This is a genomic window from Pseudomonas sp. ACN8 (assembly GCF_002303925.1).
In the GTDB taxonomy this organism is placed as follows: domain Bacteria; phylum Pseudomonadota; class Gammaproteobacteria; order Pseudomonadales; family Pseudomonadaceae; genus Aquipseudomonas.
The window spans coordinates 250,317-270,553 of the sequence record NZ_MRCS01000001.1 but is presented as its reverse complement, the minus strand read 5'-3'; the positions used below and the strand labels follow the sequence as shown (position 1 = coordinate 270,553).

Sequence of the window (20,237 nt, the reverse complement as noted above, 5' to 3'; positions counted from 1 at the left end):
ATTCCCCTGTGGGAGCGAGCTTGCTCGCGATGGCCGCAACTCGGTCTCAAACCCTTAGAAACAGGTTTCCATGGTCTCGATGACATTCAGTTGCTCATCCACCAGGCAGCCGACACGCCACTTGTCAAACGTCAGGCACGGGTGCGAAGTACCGAACGAAATGATGTCGCCCACCCGCAGATCAACCCCCGGCGCCACAGTCATGAACGCATGTTGGTCCATCACTGCGGTCACTTTGCAGGCGCTCACATCATCGCCTTTGGCCGGCACGGCGCCTGCCTTGTAACGCAGCAATGGCACCGGCAAACCAGCGTCGTAGGCCACGTCGCGTTTGCCCAGGGCAATCACCGCAAACCCCGGCTCCGGCAAAGACTGCACGTGCGCCCATACTTCCAGCGCCGGACGCAGGCCTTCGTGCAGGTCACTGCGACGGTCGAGCACGCAGCACTGCGCTTCCTTGTAGATGCCATGGTCGTGAGCCACATAACTGCCCGGACGCAGTACGCTGAGGAAACGCCCGGCGGCGTTCTGTGCCTCGAAGGACTCGGCAATCAGGTCATACCAGGCCGACCCCGACGCGGTGATGATCGGCTTGGCAATGGCGAAGGCTCCGCTGTCCTGCAACTGCACCGCCAGACGCACCAGTGACGCGGCGAAATCGCGAATGCCGGTCACGGCGTGATCACCATGGATCACGCCTTCGTAGCCCTCGATCCCGGTCAGGGCCAGGGCCGGTTGCGCGGCGATGGCCTTGGCCAGATCGAGCACTTCCTGCTCGCTGCGGCAACCGCAACGACCACCGACCACGCCGTATTCGATCATCACGTTCAAGCGTACGCCGCGTGAGGCGAAATAGGCGCCGAGGTCGGCGACGTTGTCCGGGTGGTCGACCATGCAATAGAAGTCGAACGTCGGGTCGGCCAGCAGGTCGGCAATCAGCGCCATGTTCGGCGTGCCGACCAACTGGTTGGCCATCAGCACCCGGCGCACGCCATGGGCGTAGGCCGCGCGAGTTTGCGTGGCGCTGGCCAGGGTGATGCCCCAGGCACCGGCGTCCAGTTGGCGGCGGAACAACGCCGGGGTCATGCTGGTCTTGCCATGGGGCGCCAGTTCCGCGCCACTATCGCTGACGAACGCCTGCATCCAGCGAATGTTGTGTTCCAGCGCCTCGCGGTGCAGTACCAGCGCGGGCAGGCTGACGTCACGCACCAGGCTGGCACCGATCGGGGCAGCGCCTTTATCGACGTTGGCAGTATGGGGGGCAGAAGACATGGTCGAACTCCTCGTTCACGCGGCCGCAGGCAGCCGCTGTTACTCGTTGATGCGACGGGCCAGGCTGTTGGCGCTTTCGATCAGCACCTGGCGATAGTCGTTGTAGTTTTTCTTCGCATCCGCCCGTGGGGCGACGATGCACAGGGTCGCGATGGCCACGCCGTTGGGGTCTTTGACCGGCGCGGCGAAGCAATGGGTAAAGGTGTCGGCGACGCTATCGAAGGAAAAGAAGCCATCGATACCGGCCTGGCGGATTTCCTTGAGAAACTGCTCCAGAGGCAAGCGTTCGCCGTCGGGCAGGATGAAGTCGTCGTGGTCGATCAGGTCGACGATTGCCTGGTCGCTCAGGTGCGCCAGCAGCAGGCGCCCGGATGCGGTCCAGGGGATGGGCGCGTTTTCGCCGATGTCCGAGGAAATACGGAAGTGCCGCTCCCCCTCCTTCATCAGCGCAACGGTGTACTTTCGCCCGTTGAGCAGGCACATCTGCGCCGTTTCATGGGTCTGGCTGACGATGTCCTGCAAGGCGTGATCGGCCTCGCGAGTCAGGTCGAAATGGCGCAGGTGTGCCTGCCCGAGAAAGTACAACTGACGACCGAGGTAGACATGACCGTCCTTGCCCACCGGCTCCAGGATCCGTCGTTCCAGCAGCGAGGCCACCAGTTCGTAGACCGTGGATTTTGGGCTGCCGATGCCGTTGGCGATGTCGTTCGGGCGCAGGGGCTGGCCGATCTCCTTGAGGAAATCGAGGATATCGAACGCCCGGTCCAGACCGCGCGCCCGGCGCTTGATGGTGTCTTCGGTCATTTCAGTGGTTCCCATTCGTAATGCCGGGAGTTTACCCAGAGTGCGGCGGCGACTGTTAGGCCGCCATCGCCAGCAGGCTGGCTCCCACAGGGAAACGCATTCCAAATGTGGGAGCCAGCCTGCTGGCGATGAAGCCACCTCGGTTCAGGCCTTTTTCTTGTAGGCAATACAGTCGATCTCGACCTTGCAGTCGACCATCATGTTCGCCTGCACACAGGCCCGCGCCGGGGCGTGCTCGGGTTTGAAGTACTCGGAAAAGACCTTGTTGAAACTGGTGAAATCCCGCGGATCCTCCAGCCATACGCCAGCACGCACCACGTCTTCCAGGCCATAACCGGCCTCTTCGAGAATGGCGATCAGGTTCTTCATGGTCTGGCGGGTCTGTTCGACAATGCCGCCAGTAATGATCTCGCCGTCCACCGCCGGCACCTGCCCGGACACGTGCAGCCAGCCATCGGCTTCAACGGCGCGGGCGAAAGGGCGAGGCTGCCCGCCTGCGGCGGTGCTGCCGGTGCCGTAACGAGTAATGCTCATGAGTGTTTCTCCTGATTGAAATTGAAGGTTAAAAACGGGTACTTTTGAGAAATTCCGCCAATCGTGGCGACTGCGGGCGTTCGAACAGGTCCTTGGGCGGCCCCTGCTCTTCGATACGCCCCTGATTCATGAATACGATCTTGTCCGAAACCTCGAAGGCAAAGCGCATTTCGTGGGTCACGAGCAGCATGGTCATGCCGTCTTCGGCCAGGCCCTTGATCACGCTCAACACTTCGCCCACCAGTTCCGGGTCCAGCGCCGAGGTCACTTCGTCGAACAGCATCAGGCTCGGGTTCATCGCAATCGCCCGGGCGATCGCCACGCGCTGCTGCTGACCGCCAGACAACTGACCGGGAAAGTGATCGCGCCGCTCCAGCAGGCCAACGCGCTCCAGCCATTTCTCGGCCAGGGCCACGGCCTCGTCCTTGTGCAGCTTCTTGACCTTGAGCAGGCCCAGGGTGACGTTCTGCAATGCGCTCAGGTGCGGAAACAGGTTGAACTGCTGGAACGCCATGCCGGTCATGGCACGATGGCGGGCAATGACTTTTTCCGCGTGGCGAATGCGTTTGCCGTTGACCTCGTCATAACCGATGGATTCACCGTCAAGCAGGATCTGCCCGCCCTGGAACTCTTCAAGCATGTTCACGCAGCGCAGCAGCGTAGTCTTGCCCGAACCGCTGGAGCCGATCAACGTCACCACGTTGCCGCGCTGCATGCTCAGGTCGACGCCCTTGAGCACTTCGAGCTGGTCGTAACGCTTATGCAGGCCGCGAATGTCCAGCAGCGGCTGGCCGTTTTGTGCATGGGTTTGAGTCTGAGTCATGGCAAAGCCACCCGCTTTTCAATGTGTCGGCCGAGTAACTCGATGCCGTAGTTGATGACGAAGAACAGGAAACCGGCGAACAGGTAAAACTCCAGGGTCATGAACGTCCGGGCAATGATCTGCTGGGTACTCAGTAGCAGCTCCGCCACGCCGATCACCGACAACAGGGTCGAGGCCTTGACGATCTCGGTGGACGAGTTGACCCAGGTCGGCAGGATCTGCCGCAACGCCTGGGGCAACAGCACGTAACCGAGCGCCTGGTAGAACGTCAGGCCGATGGCCTTGCTCGCCTCCATCTGCCCGCGCGGCAATGCCTGCAACGCACCGCGCACGATCTCGGCGACGTGGGAGCCGCAGAACAGCGTCAAACCCAGCGCACCGGCCTGGAAGGCGCTGATCTGCCAGCCGAGTGCCGGCGCCATGTAAAAGCACGCCAGCACCAGCACGAACACGGGCGTACCGCGAATCACATCGACATAAAAACGAAACGGCGCGCGCATCCAGAATTTGCCGTAGGTCAGCACCAGACCGGTGACGACACCAACGAGCGTGCCGAGCAAAATCGCCAGCACCGACACCTGGACACTGGTCAGGAAGCCTTGCCACAGCACTTCCCGCGCCACCCACAACTCATGCAACCAACTGGGGGATTCGTACATGGGGGCCTCCTATCGGCGAATCGCCAGACGCTGTTCGAGGTAACGCAGCATCATGGCAATGAGGTAACAGGCCGCCACATACAGCGCCGTGGTCACCAGCCAGGTTTCGATCACCCGGTAGCTCTCGACATTGATCTTGCGCGCGTAATAGGTCAGCTCCGGTACGGCAATCGCGGCCGCCAACGAGGTGTCCTTGAACAGCGAAATGAAATTGTTCGACAGCGCCGGCAACACATTGCGCAGCATCACCGGCACGGTGACGTAGGCCTTGACCTGCCACTCACCCAGGCCAATGGCCAACCCGGCTTCACGCAGGCCCTTGGGAATGCTTAGCAGACCACCACGGAACACTTCGGTCAGGTACGCCCCGGCATACAGCGACAGGGTGATGATGAACGAGGGGATCTTGTCCAGCCGGATCCCCAGGCTCGGCAACGCAAAGTAGATCAACAGGATCAACACCAGGATCGGCGTGTTACGGATCACCGTGACATACACCGACGCCAGCACCCGCAATGCGCGGTGCTTCGACAGCAAAGCAAACGCCATCATCAGGCCGATCACGCAGCCGATGGCGATCGACACCAGGGCCAGTTCAAGGCCCATGCCGAGCCCCGCCAGCAAGGTGTCGAAATCGCGCCACACGGCGGCAAAGTTCAACTGATAGTTCATGGTCAGCAGTACCTTGAGCGAGGCGACTCAAATCGCCCCGCTCTCACGGGATCATTTGAATTCGACGGGGAAGCCGATGGCCGGGGTCGGTAGCTCTACGCCGAACCACTGTTTGAACGACGCCGCGTAAGTCGGGAACTCAACACCGGTCATGGCCTCATGCAGGGTGGTATTGACGAAGTTCAGCCAGTCCTGATCGCCGCGCTTGACCGCGCAGGCATAGGTCTGCGGGCTCCAGGCGTAGGCCGGGCTGCGATAACGGCCAGGGTTCTGCACCATCAGGTACTTCACCGAAGACTGGTCGGTGGCGGCGGCATCGGCGCGACCGGAGTTCACGGCCTGGTACATCAGGTCCACGCTGTCGTACTGATCGACCTTGGCCTTGGGCAGCGCCTGGTGCACCAGTTCTTCGGCATAGACGTTTTGCAGCACCGCCACGGTGAGACTGTCACCGGCGGCTCTCATGTCGTCGATTTCCTTGTACTTGCTGTTCGCCGGCAGCAGCAGGCCGACACCTTCGCGGTAGTACGGCAGAGTGAACGCCACTTGCTGGGCGCGGCTGGCCGTCACGGTGATGAACTGGCAACTGATGTCGACCTTGTCGGTCAGCAGGTTGGGAATCCGCGCATCGGACGACTGCACCACGTACTCAACCTTGGTCGGATCGTTGAACAAACCCTTGGCGATCATGTGCCCGATATCGATATCGAACCCCTGCAACTTGCCGTCCGCGCCCTGGAAGTGCCACGGCGCGTTGGTACTGCCGGTGCCGACAATCAGTTTGCCACGGGCCAGAACGCTATCGAGCTTGCTGTCCGCTGCCTGGGCCACGCCCATGGCAGCGGCAGAAGCCGCGAACAGAAAAACACACGTTTTGAACAAGGTAGGTCGGCGATGCATGGCAAGCACTCCAGGGTAATGTTTATTCCGCTATACCGGAACATAGTATGTAACAACGGAATAGACAGCAGAAAGTGTGCCACAGGATGTGAAGGGAATGTGAGGGGGAATGAAATTTGTTTTGAATCAGAGGGATGCGTGCAAACAGGAAAAAATGTTACCAAACGCACGGAACCCTGACCGCTACCGTTGGCTACAAAGGGCGGGTATCTGGTTCACAACCGAGTGCGCAATGAACCAATTCAAGACAATCAAAAAATGATCTATCCCACCCTCGGCACATAGCCTTTCTCATCAGTAGCCGAGCGCTGTGTGCCCATTGAAAAACATCTGTTTAAACCCGGACAAACTGATCACTACTGTCAACTATGACAGTAGACGCTTCGGAGTAGGCGAGGAAATACTGGCGGCGTATCTGACTGTCGACACCAAAGGGAATCGAACATGAATACGGCGAAAACTTTATTTTTTTGCGCGACGCTGGGAATGGGTTTGACAGCTTGCAACGTTGATCCCGACGCGACTGTTTCCACGGTCAGCGAAGAATGCAGCAGCTTGGTCAATGGAAAGTTCATCGGCCAGAATGGCCCTGAAGTTTGTGTCACGACACCACTTTCAAAAAGTGCCACATCCATTTCGGGGACTATCGTTGGAACCACGTTTGCAGGTCCTTTCATGGTAACGGCGGTAACCAGTGATGGCGTCATCTTGAAGCAGGTATCCACGCTGTCTAACGGCGACTTCACGATGTCTCAATTGAATCTGCAAAACCTGCCGGGAAAGGGCATTTCATTTTCGGTGTTTGTAAACGGTATCAGCTCACCGCCCACCAAATTGGTCGTCGGGCAGGAGCCACCGTCAACATGCTCCCGTAACGATCCAAACTATCCGTTATGTGGCACTTATCCAAGTGCGATCTTTTTTCCAATCAAAACCTCCATCACCACCATTTTTTCTGTTTCACCTGGGGAATTTTATACCGGGGCTACCTTGCTCCCGTATCTCATGGGTTTATATACAACGCGCTGGAGTGAAGACCGATACATCAGTTCTTTTCCTAACGTTCCTGCTCCCATAAAGCCAGGAGATGAGCAGACCGTTTATGCGACTATCGATAACACCGAGTCTTTTGCCTATCCAGTCAAACAAACTGTTTTGCCCGTTCAACAGTAAAAGTCCTGCGAACAATGTGTTCACAGTCGGACGCACGTGGGGCCGCTACGCTGATGCGCAATCCGGTTCCCGTGTCCCTGCCCGACCTAGTGTTTGAATGTCGTCATCACCCGCTCGGCATTTTCATCGCAACTCATACCTTCGGGCTTGGCCTGTATGGTGTCGATCCAGCCCAGCAACTGCGCCTTGCTATGGGCCAGGTGCCGTTGCATCTCGTCGATCTGCTCGATCTTGCGATGCAGGCCGGCCATCAACTCGTCGTGCTTGAACGCGCCCGTCACAGTGTCCGGCAGCAACTGCTTGAGTTCCTCCAGGCTGAAACCGGCTTGTTGTGCGCATTGGATGAGTTGCAGGGTTTGCAGCGCCTGTTGCGAGTAACGCCGATAACCGTTGGAAGAACGCTCGACCTGCCGGATCAAGCCCTGAGACTCGTAAAAACGGATGCGTGATGCGGTCAACCCGCTCAACTGCGCCAATTCGCCAATTTTCATTGCGGCCTCATTTTACCTGCTTGACATTAAAGTTAACTTTAAGCTTAGCCTCTGCTCATCACTTTGAGGAGTCAAGCATGTCCCCCTTCCAAACCTTGAATTTGCCCAACGGCCAGACCATCGGCAATCGCATTGCCAAAGCCGCGATGGAAGAGAACCTCGCCAACACCGATCAGGTGCCCGACCAGGCGCTGTTGCGCCTGTATCAGGCCTGGGCCGAGGGTGAAGCCGGCTTGTTGCTGACCGGCAATGTGATGATCGACCGCCGCGCCATGACCGGCCCCGGCGGTGTAGCCCTGGAAGACGAGCGCCACCTGGATCGTTTCCGCCAGTGGGCCAGTGTCGGCCGGGCCGGCGGTGCGCACTTCTGGGTGCAGCTCAACCATCCTGGCCGCCAGACCATGGCCAACCTCGGCCAGCAAGCCTTGGCGCCATCGGCGGTCGCGTTGGATCTCGGCCAGTTTTCGAAGATGTTCGCCGAACCCAAGCCCATGACCGAGGACGACATCCAGGAGGTGATCCGACGCTTCGCCGCCAGCGCCGCACTGGCCGAGAAAGCCGGTTTTACCGGGGTGCAGATCCACGCCGCCCACGGTTACCTGATCAGCCAGTTCCTTTCGCCACTCACCAATCGGCGCACCGATCAATGGGGTGGCGCCCTGGAAAATCGCGCGCGTCTGCTGTTGTCCGTTGTCGAGGCGGTTCGCCAGGCGGTGTCGCCGCAATTTTGTGTGTCGGTGAAGCTCAATTCAGCGGACTTCCAGCGCGGTGGTTTCGATGCCGATGATGCACGGCAAGTGATCCAGTGGCTCAACGAACAAGCGATCGACCTGCTGGAGCTCTCCGGTGGCAGTTACGAAGCACCGGCCATGCAAGGCGAAGCGCGCGACGGCCGGACCCTGGCACGGGAGGCGTACTTTCTGGAAATGGCCGGTGAACTGGCCAGCGTGGCGCGGATGCCGGTGATGGTGACCGGCGGGATCCGCCGTTTGGCAATCGTCGAACAGGTGCTCGACAGCGGCATTGCCATGGCTGGCATCGGCACCGCACTGGCCGTGGAACCGCACCTGGTCAAGCACTGGCGCGAAGGCCGGGACAGTCATCCGCAACTGCCGCCGATCCGCTGGAAGCGCAAGCCCCTGGCGGCGCTGGCGAGCATGGCGGTGGTCAAGTTCCAGCTGCATCGCTTGAGCCGTGGGCGCAAAACCCGACCCAGGGTTTCGGCGTTGTTGGCGCTGATTATTGATCAGTTATACATCGCCAAACGCACGCGTCAGTATCGCCGGGCCATGAGCGCGCAATGATGGATCGCTATTGGCCGGTAAACCGCAGTCGCGACAACATCCGTAGATTCCCCTCGCGGTAATAGTCATCAGTCCAGCTGTTATCCGTCGCCAACGGCTGGACCTGCTTGAGCGCAAGCTTTTTCGCGAAATAGCGAAAGCGGTAATGCTCGTAGAACCGCAACAACTCCAGGCCATAACGGTCTGCCAGATCGGTATCGCCGCGAATGATCAGATAGTTTTCGTCATTGCCGTTGCTGGCTGCGGCGCTGAGGTTGTGGCTACCGCTGATGATCGTCGGCGCATCACTGGTGAAGTCAGTGACGATGGCTTTGGTGTGCACCAGGATATTACCCTTCTGACCCTCCCTGCTTTCCTGGAGCCAGCCTTCCAGCCCTTTGTCGAGCAGGGCAACGGTGGTGAATTCAGCGGTGCGGTCGGCGTGAAACCCGGTGATTTCGCTGGTGGTATTTTGCAGGCCATAGCGCAGGATGTCGTCATGGGGCAAGCCGAGCAAGGCGTTGAGGATAGCGTCGGGCAAGGCGAACGCAGTGACGAACAGCACGTCCTTTTTCGCGGCATTGATGATCGAGACGAATTCATCCAGATCCCCCCCGCCCGAGCGCGGCGAGAACCCGGCGAAAAGGGCCTGCGTCGGATCCATCGGGTTGTGCTGCGTGATCCATTGCCGCGTGGCGCCGACATCTGCCGGCGTGCTCCAGACCTGCTCGAAGGTTTGCAGATAAAGGGTACTGAGCCGCGTATCGTCCAGCACATGCACCACGTTGGCCTGACGGTAAACGCCGTTGGGGGTGAAGTTGGTGCTGCCGCAGAGTACCGCTTCGGGCTGATGCTGCCCCGCTGCGTCAAGCCGACTCAAGACCATGAACTTGTTGTGAAAGATATTGTGGGTGACCCGCCCGCGTTTGTTCGCCTGGGGGATATTTTTCAGACTGACCTCGTTGAAGGCGGTAGTGTCTTCGCCCGGTTGCGCGTGATAAAGGACGCGAACTTTCACGCCGCGTTCCAGCGCAGCCTCCACTGCGTCGACAATCACCTGCAACTGGTACTCATAGATGGCGATATCCAGCGCCCACTGGCCATCGACAGCACGCGCGATAAACCCCAACAAGCGCCCGAGCAAACCGTTCTCCAACCATCTACGCGGGGCATCGGGCCAGGCTTCGATGGGCAGCTTGTGCTTTTTGCCAATGAGTGCATCGAGATCGGGAAACTTGCGCTCGAACGCCTGACTGGCGGCTACTGCGCGGTTGAAGTTGACGCTTTGGTTGCCAGGATGGCCATCGTCGGAGGTGACCGTTACCGCCAGGCACTCACCCAGTTGTGGCGCATTGTGGCTGCCGTAGACCGGATAGACCCGATAGTGGATCGTCATCCCCGGATTGACCGCGTAATCGGCCCAACGGAATTTCTGTAACGGCGCAATATCGCTGGGCGTGGCGTGGAACCGGGGGAAGGTATGGTCCTTGTCCGGGAATGTCAGGCTATTGAACAGAAACATCCAGGGTTTGCTGCCCTGCTGTTTTTCAATGGCAAAACCCAACAGGCCAATGCGACGGGATTCGGCCAGGTCCATGGCCAACAGCACGCCATTGGTGCCGGCGTAGGCTTTGACACGAAAATCGTCCTGATCATTGCGGGTTAGAACGCGCATGGGTCACTCCTGTGGATGGCTTGCTTACAGCAGCATAGGGCAGCGATGCGGGTAACCGTAATTATCCAATACCCGAGGGATGCCATCGCGAGCAGGCTCGCTCCCACATTGGAATGCATTCTCCTGTGGGAGCGAGCCTGCTCGCGATGGGGCCGGCACTGTCAGCACAAAACTCAACCTGAAATCAGCTCATCGATGTGTCGATAATCAACCTGCAACTGCGCTGCCAACACCTTTGCCCGGCCAAGGTGAATCGGCCCGCGTTCGATGTCGATCACCAGCCCTGGACATTCGATTGCCGGCAGCATGGACCAGTCCTTCAGCCGCCCATCGGTCACCAATAAAAATCTTTGCTGTTCCGCCGGAAAACGCTTTTGCCGCGCGGCCAGCCAGTGCCTCGCCTCACCCAGCGCCGCCAGCAACGGCGTTCCGCCGCCTGCGCCGAGCCCATCGAGCCAATGGCGCAAACCGTTGGAAGCCTTCAACCCTTGCACCTGCCACTCGGGCACCGAGCCGCTGGCGGTCAGCAACGCCAGTCGCGCACGCTGGCGGTAGGCATCATCGAACAGCTGCGCCAGCAAGCCTTTGGCATCACTCAACGCCTGATGACGGCGGGTTGAAGCCGACGCATCGACAATCACCAGCCACAGTTCATGGGGCGAACGGGTGCGCAGTTGATACAAAAGATCAGCACGCTGACGGGGCCGACCATTGAGCAATGTGCCAGGCCAGTTGACGGAGCCGCCGGGGGCTGCGTGTCGCTTGCCCTGTTTGCCGTGGTCCAGCCGCCCGGCACGGGGTCTGGCATTCGCCCCCGCGTCGCAGCGAAGGCGAATGCCTAGGGCTTTTTTGGCCAGCTCGGCACTTCACGTCGTGCGCCGACCGAGAGCGCCTGGGCAGGCAACTCGCCCCACTGGCCCTGACCTTCGCTCGGATTGGCGTTCTGCGGTGCAGCGGGTTGCGCAGCCTGGGATGGCTGAGGTGCCGGTGGTGAATGCTCGCGACGACGATGGCGCAAGGCGAACTCGGCAACGGCGTCGATATCGTCCTCGGCGATGGTATGCGCCCCGCGCCAGGCGGCGTGTGCCCGGGCGGCACGCAGCCAGACCAGGTCGGCGCGCAAGCCATCGACGCCGGCGGCAAAGCAGCGCTCAGTGATGTGTGCCAGCGCCTGGTCATCGAGAGGAATCTTTGCCAGTGCGTTGCGTGCGTTCTGGCAACGTTCGCGCAGAGACGCCTGCGCGGATTCCCATTCGGCGCAGAAACCTTGCGGATCGCTGTCGAAATCCAGGCGACGGCGGATGATCTGGCCGCGCTCGGTCGGCGCGGTGTGGCCACCGAGGGCGACGTTCAAGCCGAAACGATCCAGCAATTGCGGACGCAGTTCACCCTCTTCCGGGTTCATGGTGCCAATCAGCACGAACTTCGCCGAATGCCTATGGGAAATACCGTCACGTTCCACCAGATTGGTGCCGCTGGCGGCCACATCGAGCAGCAGGTCAACGAGGTGATCGGGCAACAGATTGACTTCGTCGACGTAGAGCACGCCTCCGTCAGCCTTGGCCAGTACGCCGGGGGAAAACTGTGCGCGACCTTCGCCCAGCGCCGCGTCGAGATCGAGGGTGCCGACCAGCCGCTCCTCGGTGGCGCCCAGCGGCAAGGTGACGAACTGACCGCTGGCCAGCAGGTCCGCCAGGCCACGGGCCAGGGTCGATTTGGCCATGCCACGCGGGCCTTCGATCAGTACGCCACCGATTTTCGGGTCGATGGCGGTCAGGTACAGGGCCAGTTTCAAATCGTCGGCGCCGACCACGGCGGAGAGCGGGAAATGCGGGATGTCGGTCATTGTTTTATCTCGGTCATGGTCGGTGATCTCACAGGCACCCCAATCTCTCTAGGAGCGAGCTTGCTCGCGATGGTCGTTAACGATGACGCGTGTTTACTGGAAAAACGCGTCGCCCTTAAGTCCATCGCGAGCAAGCTCGCTCCTACAGGATTTGCGGTAATTAGCCGTCTTCTTCTATATCCAGCAACAAATTCTCCAGCGCCTCGCGGTACTCGCCGGGCTCCTTCCACATCCCGCGCTGTTGCGCCTCGAGCATGCGCTCGGTCATGTCGCGCAAGGCATGGGGATTGTGTTCGCGGACAAAATCCCGGGTGTCCGGGTCGAGCAAATAGGCATCGGCCAGCAACGCGTACTGGTGATCGTCGATCAACTGCGTGGTGGCGTCGAAGGCGAACAGGTTGTCGACAGTCGCCGCCATTTCGAACGCGCCTTTGTAGCCGTGACGCTTAACGCCTTCGAGCCACTTCGGATTGGCCGCCCGGGAGCGGATCACCCGGTTCAGCTCTTCCTTCAAGGTGCGAATCTTCGGCAGGTCCGGCTGACTGTGGTCGCCATGATAGCTGGCCGCCGCCTCGCCCTTCAGGCTTTCCACCGCCGCGAGCATGCCGCCCTGGAACTGGTAGTAATCGTTGGAGTCGAGCAGATCGTGCTCGCGGTTATCCTGGTTTTGCAGCACCGCCTGCACCTGGCTCAGGCGCTGGCTGAACTGTTCGCGGGCGGCGGTGCCTTCGTCGGAACCGCCGTAAGCGTAGCCGCCCCAGTTGAGGTAGACCTCCGCCAAGTCCTCACGGCTCTGCCACAGGCGACCGTCGATGGCGCCCTGCACGCCCGCGCCGTAGGCACCGGGCTTGGCTCCGAATATCCGCCAGCCGGCCTGACGTCGCGCAGCCTCTTCATCGAGCCCTGACTGCAGCAAGGCTGCACGCTCGGCGCGTACCTTGGCCGCCAGCGGGTTGAGGTCGTCCGGCTCATCGAGGTCGGCCACCGCTTGCACCGCCGCGTCGAACAAGCGAATCAGATTGGCAAAGGCATCCCGGAAGAAACCGGACACGCGCAAAGTCACGTCCACCCGCGGACGGTCGAGCAAACTCAACGGCAGAATCTCGAAATCATCGACCCGCTGGCTGCCGGTGGCCCAGACCGGACGCACGCCCATCAGCGCCATCGCTTGGGCGATGTCATCACCGCCAGTGCGCATGGTCGCGGTGCCCCACACCGACAGGCCGAGCTGGCGCAAATGATCGCCGTGGTCTTGCAGGTGCCGTTCGAGGATCAGGTTGGCCGACTGGAACCCGATGCGCCACGCCGTGGTGGTCGGCAGGTTGCGCACGTCCACCGAATAGAAATTGCGACCGGTGGGCAGCACGTCCAGGCGACCACGACTCGGCGCGCCGCTGGGACCGGCCGGGACGAAGCGACCGCCCAGGGCATCGAGCAATCCGCGCATTTCCGCCGGACCGCAGGCGTCCAGACGCGGGGCGACCACCTCGCGCAGGTTGTCGATGATGGCTTGCACCTCGTGTAGGAGCGAGCCTGCTCGCGATGGAGTGTCGGTTGGCATCAATGTGGCTGACACTCCATCGCGAGCAGGCTCGCTCCTGCATGGGTCGGCCAATGCCTGCGAGATCAGTTGTGTGGCGAACAGCTCCAGGCGTTCGCGGGTATCCCCCGCCGTACGCCAAGACTCGTCGCTGACCAGCAAAAGCGGCTCGGGACGCGGCCCCGTCCACGGCTCGGCCAGCGCGCAATCCAGTGGGTCGAAGCCCAACCCGAACGCCTTGGCCAGCGCCCGCAGCAGGCTCGACTGCGCGCCCCGGCCATCGCCTCGTGGAATGCGCAACAACGCCAGCAAGGTGTCGATACGCAAACGCCCGGTGGGCGATTCGCCGAACACATGCAGGCCGTCGCGGATCTGCGACTCTTTCAAGTCGCACAGGTAGGTGTCGAGTCGCGGCAACCAGATCGCTGCGTCGGCATCGCTGTCGAGTCGTTCGTCCAGTTGCAGTTCACGGTCGATGTGGGTGTCGCGCACCAGCTGCAGGATGTCGCGCTGCAACTCTCGGGCACGACGTGGGTCCAGCAACTGCGCTTCGTAATATTCATCGGCCAACAATTCGAGGTTGCGTAGCGGGCCGTAGGTTTCGGCGCGGGTCAAAGGTGGCATCAGATGATCGATGATCACCGCCTGGGTGCGCCGCTTGGCCTGGGCGCCCTCGCCCGGGTCGTTGACGATGAACGGATAGATGTTCGGCAGCGGCCCGAGCAAAGCATCTGGCCAACAATGTTCCGACAGCCCGACGCCTTTGCCCGGCAGCCATTCGAGGTTGCCGTGCTTGCCGACGTGGATCACACCGTGGGCGCCGTAGGCGTTGCGCAGCCAGAAGTAGAACGCCAGGTAACCGTGGGGCGGCACCAGGTCCGGGTCGTGATACACCGCGCTCGGATCGACCTGATAACCCCTCGCCGGTTGAATGCCGACGAAGGTCAGGCCCAAGCGCAGGCCGGCGATCATCATCCGTCCGCTGCGGCACATCGGGTCGCTTTCCGGCGCGCCCCAACGTTCGAGCACCGCCGCACGGTTGGCTTCGGGCAGTGCGTTGAACATCGCCAGATAATCATCCATGCCCAGGCTTTGCTGGCACGGACGCAGGTCGAGGGTATCGAGGTCGTTGCTGACGCCGCCCAGTAACTGCTGGATCAGCGCGGTGCCGCTGTCTGGTAACTCAGCCGGTAATGGATAACCGTCGGCATGCAACGCCCGCAGGATATTCAACGCCGCTGCCGGGGTATCGAGGCCGACGCCATTGCCGATGCGACCGTCGCGGGTCGGGTAGTTGGCGAGAATCAAGGCAATGCGTTTTTCTGCATTGGGCACCCGCGCCAGATCGACCCAGCGCCGCGCCAGTTCGGCAACGAAGTCCATGCGCTCCGGTTGTGGCCGGTAGCAGACTACATCCGACTGACTACGCTCACTCCGCCACGCTAGGTCCTTGAAGCTGATCGGACGGCTGATGATGCGCCCGTCCAGCTCAGGCAACGCGATATGCATCGCCAGGTCTCGGGGGCCAAGCCCCTGTTCGCTGGCGCGCCAGCCCGGTTCGTTGTCTTGGGCGCAAATCGCCTGGATCACCGGAATATTGCGGCGGAATGGCCGCAGATGCGGTGCTTCCGGGCTGGACTGGGCAAAGCCGGTGGTGTTCAGAATTACCGAGACGCAGGCCTCGTCCAGCCAGTCCTCGACCACGCCAAGGCAACCGGGCTCTTTCAGGCTGGCCAGGGCAATCGGCAACGGATTCAACCCCGCCGCCTGCAAACGCTGGCAAAAAACATCAATGAACGCGGTGTTCGCCGCCTGTAAATGCGAGCGGTAAAACAACACCGCCGCCACCGGTTGACCGGCCTGCCAGTCGGCCTGCCAGTCGCTTAGTGCGGCAGAATGTTTGTGCGGATGGTAAACCGCCGTGCGTGGCAGGGTTTGCGGCTCGCCCCAGGTGTAATCACGGGCCAGCCAGCGGTTGGCCAGGCAGCGGAAGAAATCGAGGGCGTTGCCCATACCGCCCTGACGCAGAAACTGCCAGAGCCGGTCGCGATCTTCGGCACCGACAGTGCACAGGTCACTGAGTTCCGGGTCCGGGCGATCATCGCCCGGCACCAGAATCACCTGCACACCGCGCTGCGACAGCTCGACCAGGCGCTCGATGCCATAACGCCAATAGGCGATGCCGCCGTGCAGCGAAATCAGGATCACCCGGGCGTGACGCAGCACTTCATCGACGTACAAATCCACCGAGGCATGGTTTTGCACCTGCATCGGGTTGGCCAGGCGCACGCTCGGGTAATCGTCGGGCAACTGTTGCGCCGCTTCGGCAAGCAGCGCCAGGCTGGAATCGCCGCTGCACAGGACCACCAGCTCGGCGGGGGTTTGTCCAAGGTCGGCGATATTGTCATCCGACACGAAACCGCCGGGCTGGGTCCTGAGCAGGTGCATGGCTTACACGCTGAGCGCGGCGCGCAATTGCGCTTCGAGAACAGTGGCGTCCAGTTGCTGGCCGATCAGCACCAGGCGGGTGACTCGCGCTTCTTCGGCGCCCCACTGGCGGTCGAAATGCTTGTCGAAACGCGTGCCCACGCCCTGGATCAGCAGGCGCATCGGCTTGTTCGGAATCGCCGCAAAACCCTTGACCCGCAGGATGCCGTGCTGGACCACCAGTTGGGTCAGCGCGTCCAGCAGCAGGCTTTCATCGGCTTGCGGCAGTTCGATGGAGATCGAATCGAAGGCGTCGTGATCGTGGTCGTCATGATCGTCGTCGCCATCGTGATGATGGTCGTGGTGGCTGTGACGGCCGTCGATGTGTTCTTCGGAGCCGGCACCCAGGCCGATCAGCACGTCCAGCGGCAGGCGACCGCTGCTGGCTTCGATGATTTTCACCGCTGGCGGCAATTCCTCGGCGACTTCCAGGCGCACGCGGGCCAGGTCCGCCGGGGTGATCAGGTCAGCCTTGTTGAGGATCACCAGGTCAGCACTGGCCAGTTGGTCGGCGAACAGTTCGTGCAACGGCGATTCGTGGTCCAGGTTCGGGTCAAGTTTGCGCTGGGCGTCGACCTGATCCGGGAACGCGGCGAAGGTGCCGGCGGCCACGGCCGGGCTGTCGACCACGGTGATCACCGCATCCACCGTACAGGCACTGCGGATTTCCGGCCACTGGAAGGCCTGCACCAGCGGCTTTGGCAGCGCCAGGCCGGACGTTTCGATGAGAATGTGGTCCAGATCGCCGCGACGGGCCACCAGTTCGCGCATCACCGGGAAGAATTCTTCCTGGACGGTGCAGCACAGGCAGCCGTTGGCCAGCTCATAGACACGGCCGTTGGCTTCTTCTTCGGTGCAACCGATGGAGCACTGCTTGAGGATTTCGCCGTCGATGCCCAGCTCGCCAAATTCGTTGACGATCACCGCGATGCGGCGACCCTGGGCGTTGTCGAGCATGTGCCGCAGCAGCGTGGTTTTACCCGAGCCGAGAAAGCCGGTGACGATGGTGACGGGGAGTTTGGCCAGTGTTTTCATCGGATGCCCTATGGCTTAAGTGGCGGGCATACGGGACGACGACCGGCAACACGGACGCGCGTGCCTGAAGAGTTCGCCACCGGATCACCCCGCCCGGTTGAAAGTGAGAATCTGTGACGAGGCAGGTCTCCTGGCTGACGGTGTGCCGGCCTTGAGCCTGGCATTCGCTGCGCCTTCCCGCCGGCCTCATGATTTGAGCCTGCAGTGGCGTGGCAACGAACATCACCGTTCACAGTTGCGGGGGCAGCCGCGGCATCGACCGCGTTCCCTTCTTAGCTTCGACAAACGCCGAAGAACCTCGAAAGCGCAAGGCTACGCATGGTCTTGGGGCGGGTCAATGTTCACTTGAAATCGGCGGTGCCCCCTTCGCGAGCAGGCTCGCTCCCACATTGGAATGCGGTCCCTTGTGGGAGCGAGCCTGCTCGCGATGAAGTCACCTCGGTTTCGAGTTGAGAACCCTTGCCAATTGACGCCCAACCCCCGCCCATGCTCTCCTACACGCCTTGTTACGGGTGCCCTTCACAGGGTGAAACGGGAAACCGGTGAATCATGTGCTTTACTCTTAAGCCATGTCAGTCCGGTGCTGCCCCCGCAACGGTAAGCGAGCGAAGCGTCAGATCCACTGTGCCTGCAAGGCATGGGAAGGTGATGTTTTCAGGTTCAGGCCAAAGCCTTTGCCCCTCGTGAGCCCGGAGACCGGCCCGCAACACAAAGTGACCAGTACGGTCACTGAACCAACAAACCCGCGGTGGGCGGGCGCTGTTTGAACCTCTGCGCGCCTGGTCGTGCGGGTTTTTGCATGCGCTCTTATTCCCCGCTGACAGACCAGAGGGAAACGCCATGTCGATCATCAGCAGCGCCGAACACACAGCCGCGAGCACCACCTCAACCCTGACCCAACGTCTGACCGCCGCCGTCTGCGCGTCGATTCTGGGCGCCTGCCTTGTGTATTTCGCCGGTTTCTCGCACATCGAAGCGGTGCACAACGCCGCCCATGATACCCGTCACAGCTCCGCGTTCCCGTGCCATTGAGAGCTGTCGACATGATCAAGCGTATTGCGCAAACCGCAGGTTTCACAGGGCTGCTGGCCGCCCTGTTGTTGACCCTGCTGCAAAGCTTCTGGGTCGCCCCGCTGATTTTGCAGGCCGAGACCTACGAAAAATCCGAACCGGCCGCTGTTGAAATGCATGAACACGCCGACGGTGCGACGGCTGCCCACACTCACGATGCGCAAGCCTGGGAGCCGGAAGACGGCTGGCAGCGCGTGCTGTCGACCACTGGCGGCAACCTGGTGGTGGCCGTCGGTTTCGCCCTGATGCTCGCTGGCCTGTACACCTTGCGTGCGCCGACCAGAACCTCGCAAGGCCTGCTCTGGGGCCTGGCCGGTTACGCGACCTTCGTGCTCGCGCCGACCTTCGGCCTGCCACCTGAACTGCCCGGCACCGCCGCCGCCGACCTGGCACAACGGCAACTGTGGTGGGTCGGTACCGCCGCCTCCACCGCCGTCGGTATCGCACTGATCGTGTTCAGCCGTCACTGGCTGATGAAAGTCCTGGGTGCAGCGATCCTCGCCGTTCCCCATGTGATTGGCGCACCGCAACCGGAAGTGCATTCGATGCTCGCTCCAGAGGCGCTGGAAACCCGGTTCAAAATCGCTTCGCAACTGACCAACGTGGCGTTCTGGCTGGCCCTGGGCCTGATCAGCGCCTGGTTGTTCCGTCGCAAAAGCGATGGTCAATACCACGCATGATCGATATCAGCACAGCGCCGACCCTGGTGGTCGGCCTGGGCTGCCAGCGAGGCTGCCCTGTCAGCACGTTGTTGGCGCTGCTCGATCAGGCGCTGGAGGCGCACCAGATTGGGCGTCAGGAAATCAAGGCACTGGCCAGCATCGATTCGAAGCGCGACGAACCTGCGTTAATCGAACTGGCTCAGCAGCTTGGCCTGGAATTGATGTATTTCAGCAGTGAACAACTGGCCGCTTATGAACCGCAACTCAGTCATCAATCGCAAATAGCGTTTGAACGCACCGGTTGCTACGGCGTGGCGGAAAGCGCCGCACTGGCCCTGGCGGAACAACTGGCCCAGGCCCCGGCAAAACTGCTGATTCCACGACAAAAATACGCCCAGGCAACACTGGCATTGGCCGGCGCTGCGTAAAAAACCGATAATCCCCGCCTTTGATCATGAACATTCTTCATCTGAAGCCCTGTTCAGCCTCTATTTCCCCACAGGAACCGACCATGACCGTCTACTTCATTGGCGCAGGTCCCGGCGACCCCGAACTGATTACCGTCAAGGGCCAGCGGCTGATTCGCAGCTGCCCGGTGATCATTTATGCCGGCTCCCTGGTGCCCGCCGCCGTGCTGGAAGGTCACTGTGCCGAACAGGTGGTCAACAGCGCCGAACTGCATCTGGAACAGATCATCGACCTGATCAAGAGCGCCCACGCCAAAGGCCAGGATGTCGCCCGGGTGCACTCCGGCGATCCGAGCCTGTATGGCGCCATTGGCGAGCAGATTCGCTATCTGCGTGAGCTGGGCATTGCGTTCGAAATCGTACCCGGCGTGACGGCCACCGCCGCTTGCGCGGCGCTCCTGGGCGCGGAGCTGACCCTGCCGGACATTTCGCAGAGCGTGATCCTGACTCGCTACGCCGACAAGACCGCCATGCCACCGGGAGAGGAATTCTCCAGCCTGGCGCAGCACGGCGCGACCATGGCAATTCATTTGGGGGTCAATCACCTGGCGAAGATCGTTGAGGAACTGCTACCTCATTACGGCGCCGATTGCCCGATTGCGGTGGTGCACCGCGCAAGCTGGCCGGATCAGGATTGGGTGGTGGGCACGCTGGAGGATATTGCCGGGAAGGTTGAAGCCAGGGGCTTTCGCCGTACGGCATTGATTCTGGTGGGTCGGGTTCTGGGCAATGATCAATTCAGCGAGTCATCGTTGTATCGCGCAGGGCATGCGCATCTCTATCGCCCATAAGCCCCCTTCGCGAGCAGGCTCGCTCCCACAATGGTCTGTGCGGGGCACAAAT

19 protein-coding genes and 2 riboswitches are annotated in these 20,237 nt (G+C 61.2%); of the genes, 6 read left to right on the top strand and 13 right to left on the bottom strand.

What is annotated here, in order from left to right:
- Positions 1-54 precede the first annotated feature (54 nt).
- The 7 genes from BSF44_RS01170 to BSF44_RS01140 form a co-directional block, all read right to left on the bottom strand.
- Complete coding sequence (locus BSF44_RS01170; protein WP_095941902.1) at positions 55-1,272, bottom strand: amino acid deaminase; 1,218 nt, start codon at positions 1,270-1,272, stop codon at positions 55-57.
- A 39-nt stretch (positions 1,273-1,311) separates the two neighbouring features.
- On the bottom strand, positions 1,312-2,076 hold the full coding sequence (locus BSF44_RS01165) for an IclR family transcriptional regulator (RefSeq protein ID WP_095941901.1): 765 nt from the start codon (positions 2,074-2,076) through the stop codon (positions 1,312-1,314).
- Between the two features lie 144 nt (positions 2,077-2,220).
- Positions 2,221-2,610 (bottom strand): RidA family protein, encoded by a 390-nt coding sequence (locus BSF44_RS01160; protein WP_095941900.1) that lies wholly within the window; start codon positions 2,608-2,610, stop codon positions 2,221-2,223.
- 28 nt (positions 2,611-2,638) lie between these two features.
- A complete protein-coding gene (locus tag BSF44_RS01155) occupies positions 2,639-3,433 on the bottom strand; it encodes an amino acid ABC transporter ATP-binding protein (protein WP_095941899.1) in 795 nt (264 codons plus the stop codon).
- Positions 3,430-4,092: an amino acid ABC transporter permease gene (locus BSF44_RS01150; protein WP_046038470.1), complete on the bottom strand. Its 663-nt coding sequence runs from the start codon at positions 4,090-4,092 to the stop codon at positions 3,430-3,432. Before BSF44_RS01150 ends, BSF44_RS01155 begins: the two co-directional genes overlap by 4 nt.
- Before the next feature lie 9 nt (positions 4,093-4,101).
- A complete protein-coding gene (locus BSF44_RS01145) occupies positions 4,102-4,764 on the bottom strand; it encodes an amino acid ABC transporter permease (RefSeq protein ID WP_032829783.1) in 663 nt (220 codons plus the stop codon).
- Positions 4,765-4,815: 51 nt separating this feature from the next.
- Positions 4,816-5,664 carry a transporter substrate-binding domain-containing protein gene (locus BSF44_RS01140; protein WP_095941898.1) on the bottom strand — a complete coding sequence of 283 codons (849 nt, stop codon included), beginning with the start codon at positions 5,662-5,664 and terminating at the stop codon, positions 4,816-4,818.
- 444 nt (positions 5,665-6,108) lie between these two features.
- On the opposite strand from BSF44_RS01140, the gene BSF44_RS01135 reads away from it, so the two are divergent.
- Positions 6,109-6,837, top strand: coding sequence for a hypothetical protein (locus BSF44_RS01135; RefSeq protein ID WP_095941897.1), 729 nt, complete (start codon positions 6,109-6,111; stop codon positions 6,835-6,837).
- A gap of 86 nt (positions 6,838-6,923) precedes the next feature.
- Here BSF44_RS01135 and BSF44_RS01130 read toward each other — a convergent pair whose 3' ends face one another.
- Positions 6,924-7,328, bottom strand: coding sequence for a MerR family transcriptional regulator (locus BSF44_RS01130; RefSeq protein WP_095941896.1), 405 nt, complete (start codon positions 7,326-7,328; stop codon positions 6,924-6,926).
- A gap of 77 nt (positions 7,329-7,405) precedes the next feature.
- Between BSF44_RS01130 and BSF44_RS01125 the strand changes: the two genes are divergently transcribed.
- Positions 7,406-8,632, top strand: coding sequence for an NADH:flavin oxidoreductase/NADH oxidase family protein (locus BSF44_RS01125; protein WP_095941895.1), 1,227 nt, complete (start codon positions 7,406-7,408; stop codon positions 8,630-8,632).
- 7 nt (positions 8,633-8,639) lie between these two features.
- Here BSF44_RS01125 and BSF44_RS01120 read toward each other — a convergent pair whose 3' ends face one another.
- The 5 genes from BSF44_RS01120 to cobW all read right to left on the bottom strand — a co-directional run bounded on the left by BSF44_RS01120 (position 8,640) and on the right by cobW (position 17,194).
- Positions 8,640-10,286 carry a phospholipase D-like domain-containing protein gene (locus BSF44_RS01120; protein ID WP_095941894.1) on the bottom strand — a complete coding sequence of 549 codons (1,647 nt, stop codon included), beginning with the start codon at positions 10,284-10,286 and terminating at the stop codon, positions 8,640-8,642.
- A gap of 173 nt (positions 10,287-10,459) precedes the next feature.
- Positions 10,460-11,005 carry a VWA domain-containing protein gene (locus tag BSF44_RS01115; protein ID WP_371918205.1) on the bottom strand — a complete coding sequence of 182 codons (546 nt, stop codon included), beginning with the start codon at positions 11,003-11,005 and terminating at the stop codon, positions 10,460-10,462.
- A 119-nt stretch (positions 11,006-11,124) separates the two neighbouring features.
- The gene (locus BSF44_RS01110; protein WP_095941892.1) at positions 11,125-12,132 is read right to left on the bottom strand and encodes an ATP-binding protein; all 1,008 of its coding nucleotides are present in this window, start codon (positions 12,130-12,132) and stop codon (positions 11,125-11,127) included.
- Between the two features lie 160 nt (positions 12,133-12,292).
- Positions 12,293-16,120, bottom strand: coding sequence for a cobaltochelatase subunit CobN (gene cobN, locus BSF44_RS01105; RefSeq protein ID WP_095941891.1), 3,828 nt, complete (start codon positions 16,118-16,120; stop codon positions 12,293-12,295).
- 3 nt (positions 16,121-16,123) lie between these two features.
- Entirely contained in the window at positions 16,124-17,194 is a 1,071-nt protein-coding gene (gene cobW / locus BSF44_RS01100) for a cobalamin biosynthesis protein CobW (RefSeq protein ID WP_095941890.1), read from the bottom strand.
- Positions 17,195-17,296: 102 nt separating this feature from the next.
- Positions 17,297-17,510: riboswitch (cobalamin riboswitch) on the bottom strand.
- Positions 17,511-17,687: 177 nt separating this feature from the next.
- Positions 17,688-17,914: riboswitch (cobalamin riboswitch) on the top strand.
- A 120-nt stretch (positions 17,915-18,034) separates the two neighbouring features.
- On the opposite strand from cobW, the gene BSF44_RS01095 reads away from it, so the two are divergent.
- The 4 genes from BSF44_RS01095 to cobM all read left to right on the top strand — a co-directional run bounded on the left by BSF44_RS01095 (position 18,035) and on the right by cobM (position 20,185).
- Positions 18,035-18,226: a CbtB-domain containing protein gene (locus BSF44_RS01095; RefSeq protein ID WP_095941889.1), complete on the top strand. Its 192-nt coding sequence runs from the start codon at positions 18,035-18,037 to the stop codon at positions 18,224-18,226.
- An 11-nt stretch (positions 18,227-18,237) separates the two neighbouring features.
- The gene (locus BSF44_RS01090) at positions 18,238-18,945 is read left to right on the top strand and encodes a CbtA family protein (protein ID WP_095941888.1); all 708 of its coding nucleotides are present in this window, start codon (positions 18,238-18,240) and stop codon (positions 18,943-18,945) included.
- The gene (locus BSF44_RS01085) at positions 18,942-19,355 is read left to right on the top strand and encodes a cobalamin biosynthesis protein (protein ID WP_095941887.1); all 414 of its coding nucleotides are present in this window, start codon (positions 18,942-18,944) and stop codon (positions 19,353-19,355) included. The genes BSF44_RS01090 and BSF44_RS01085 overlap by 4 nt, the downstream gene beginning before the upstream one ends.
- Positions 19,356-19,438: 83 nt before the next feature.
- Positions 19,439-20,185, top strand: a complete 747-nt coding sequence (gene cobM, locus BSF44_RS01080; RefSeq protein WP_095941886.1) for a precorrin-4 C(11)-methyltransferase — start codon at positions 19,439-19,441, stop codon at positions 20,183-20,185.
- Positions 20,186-20,237: the final 52 nt, after the last annotated feature.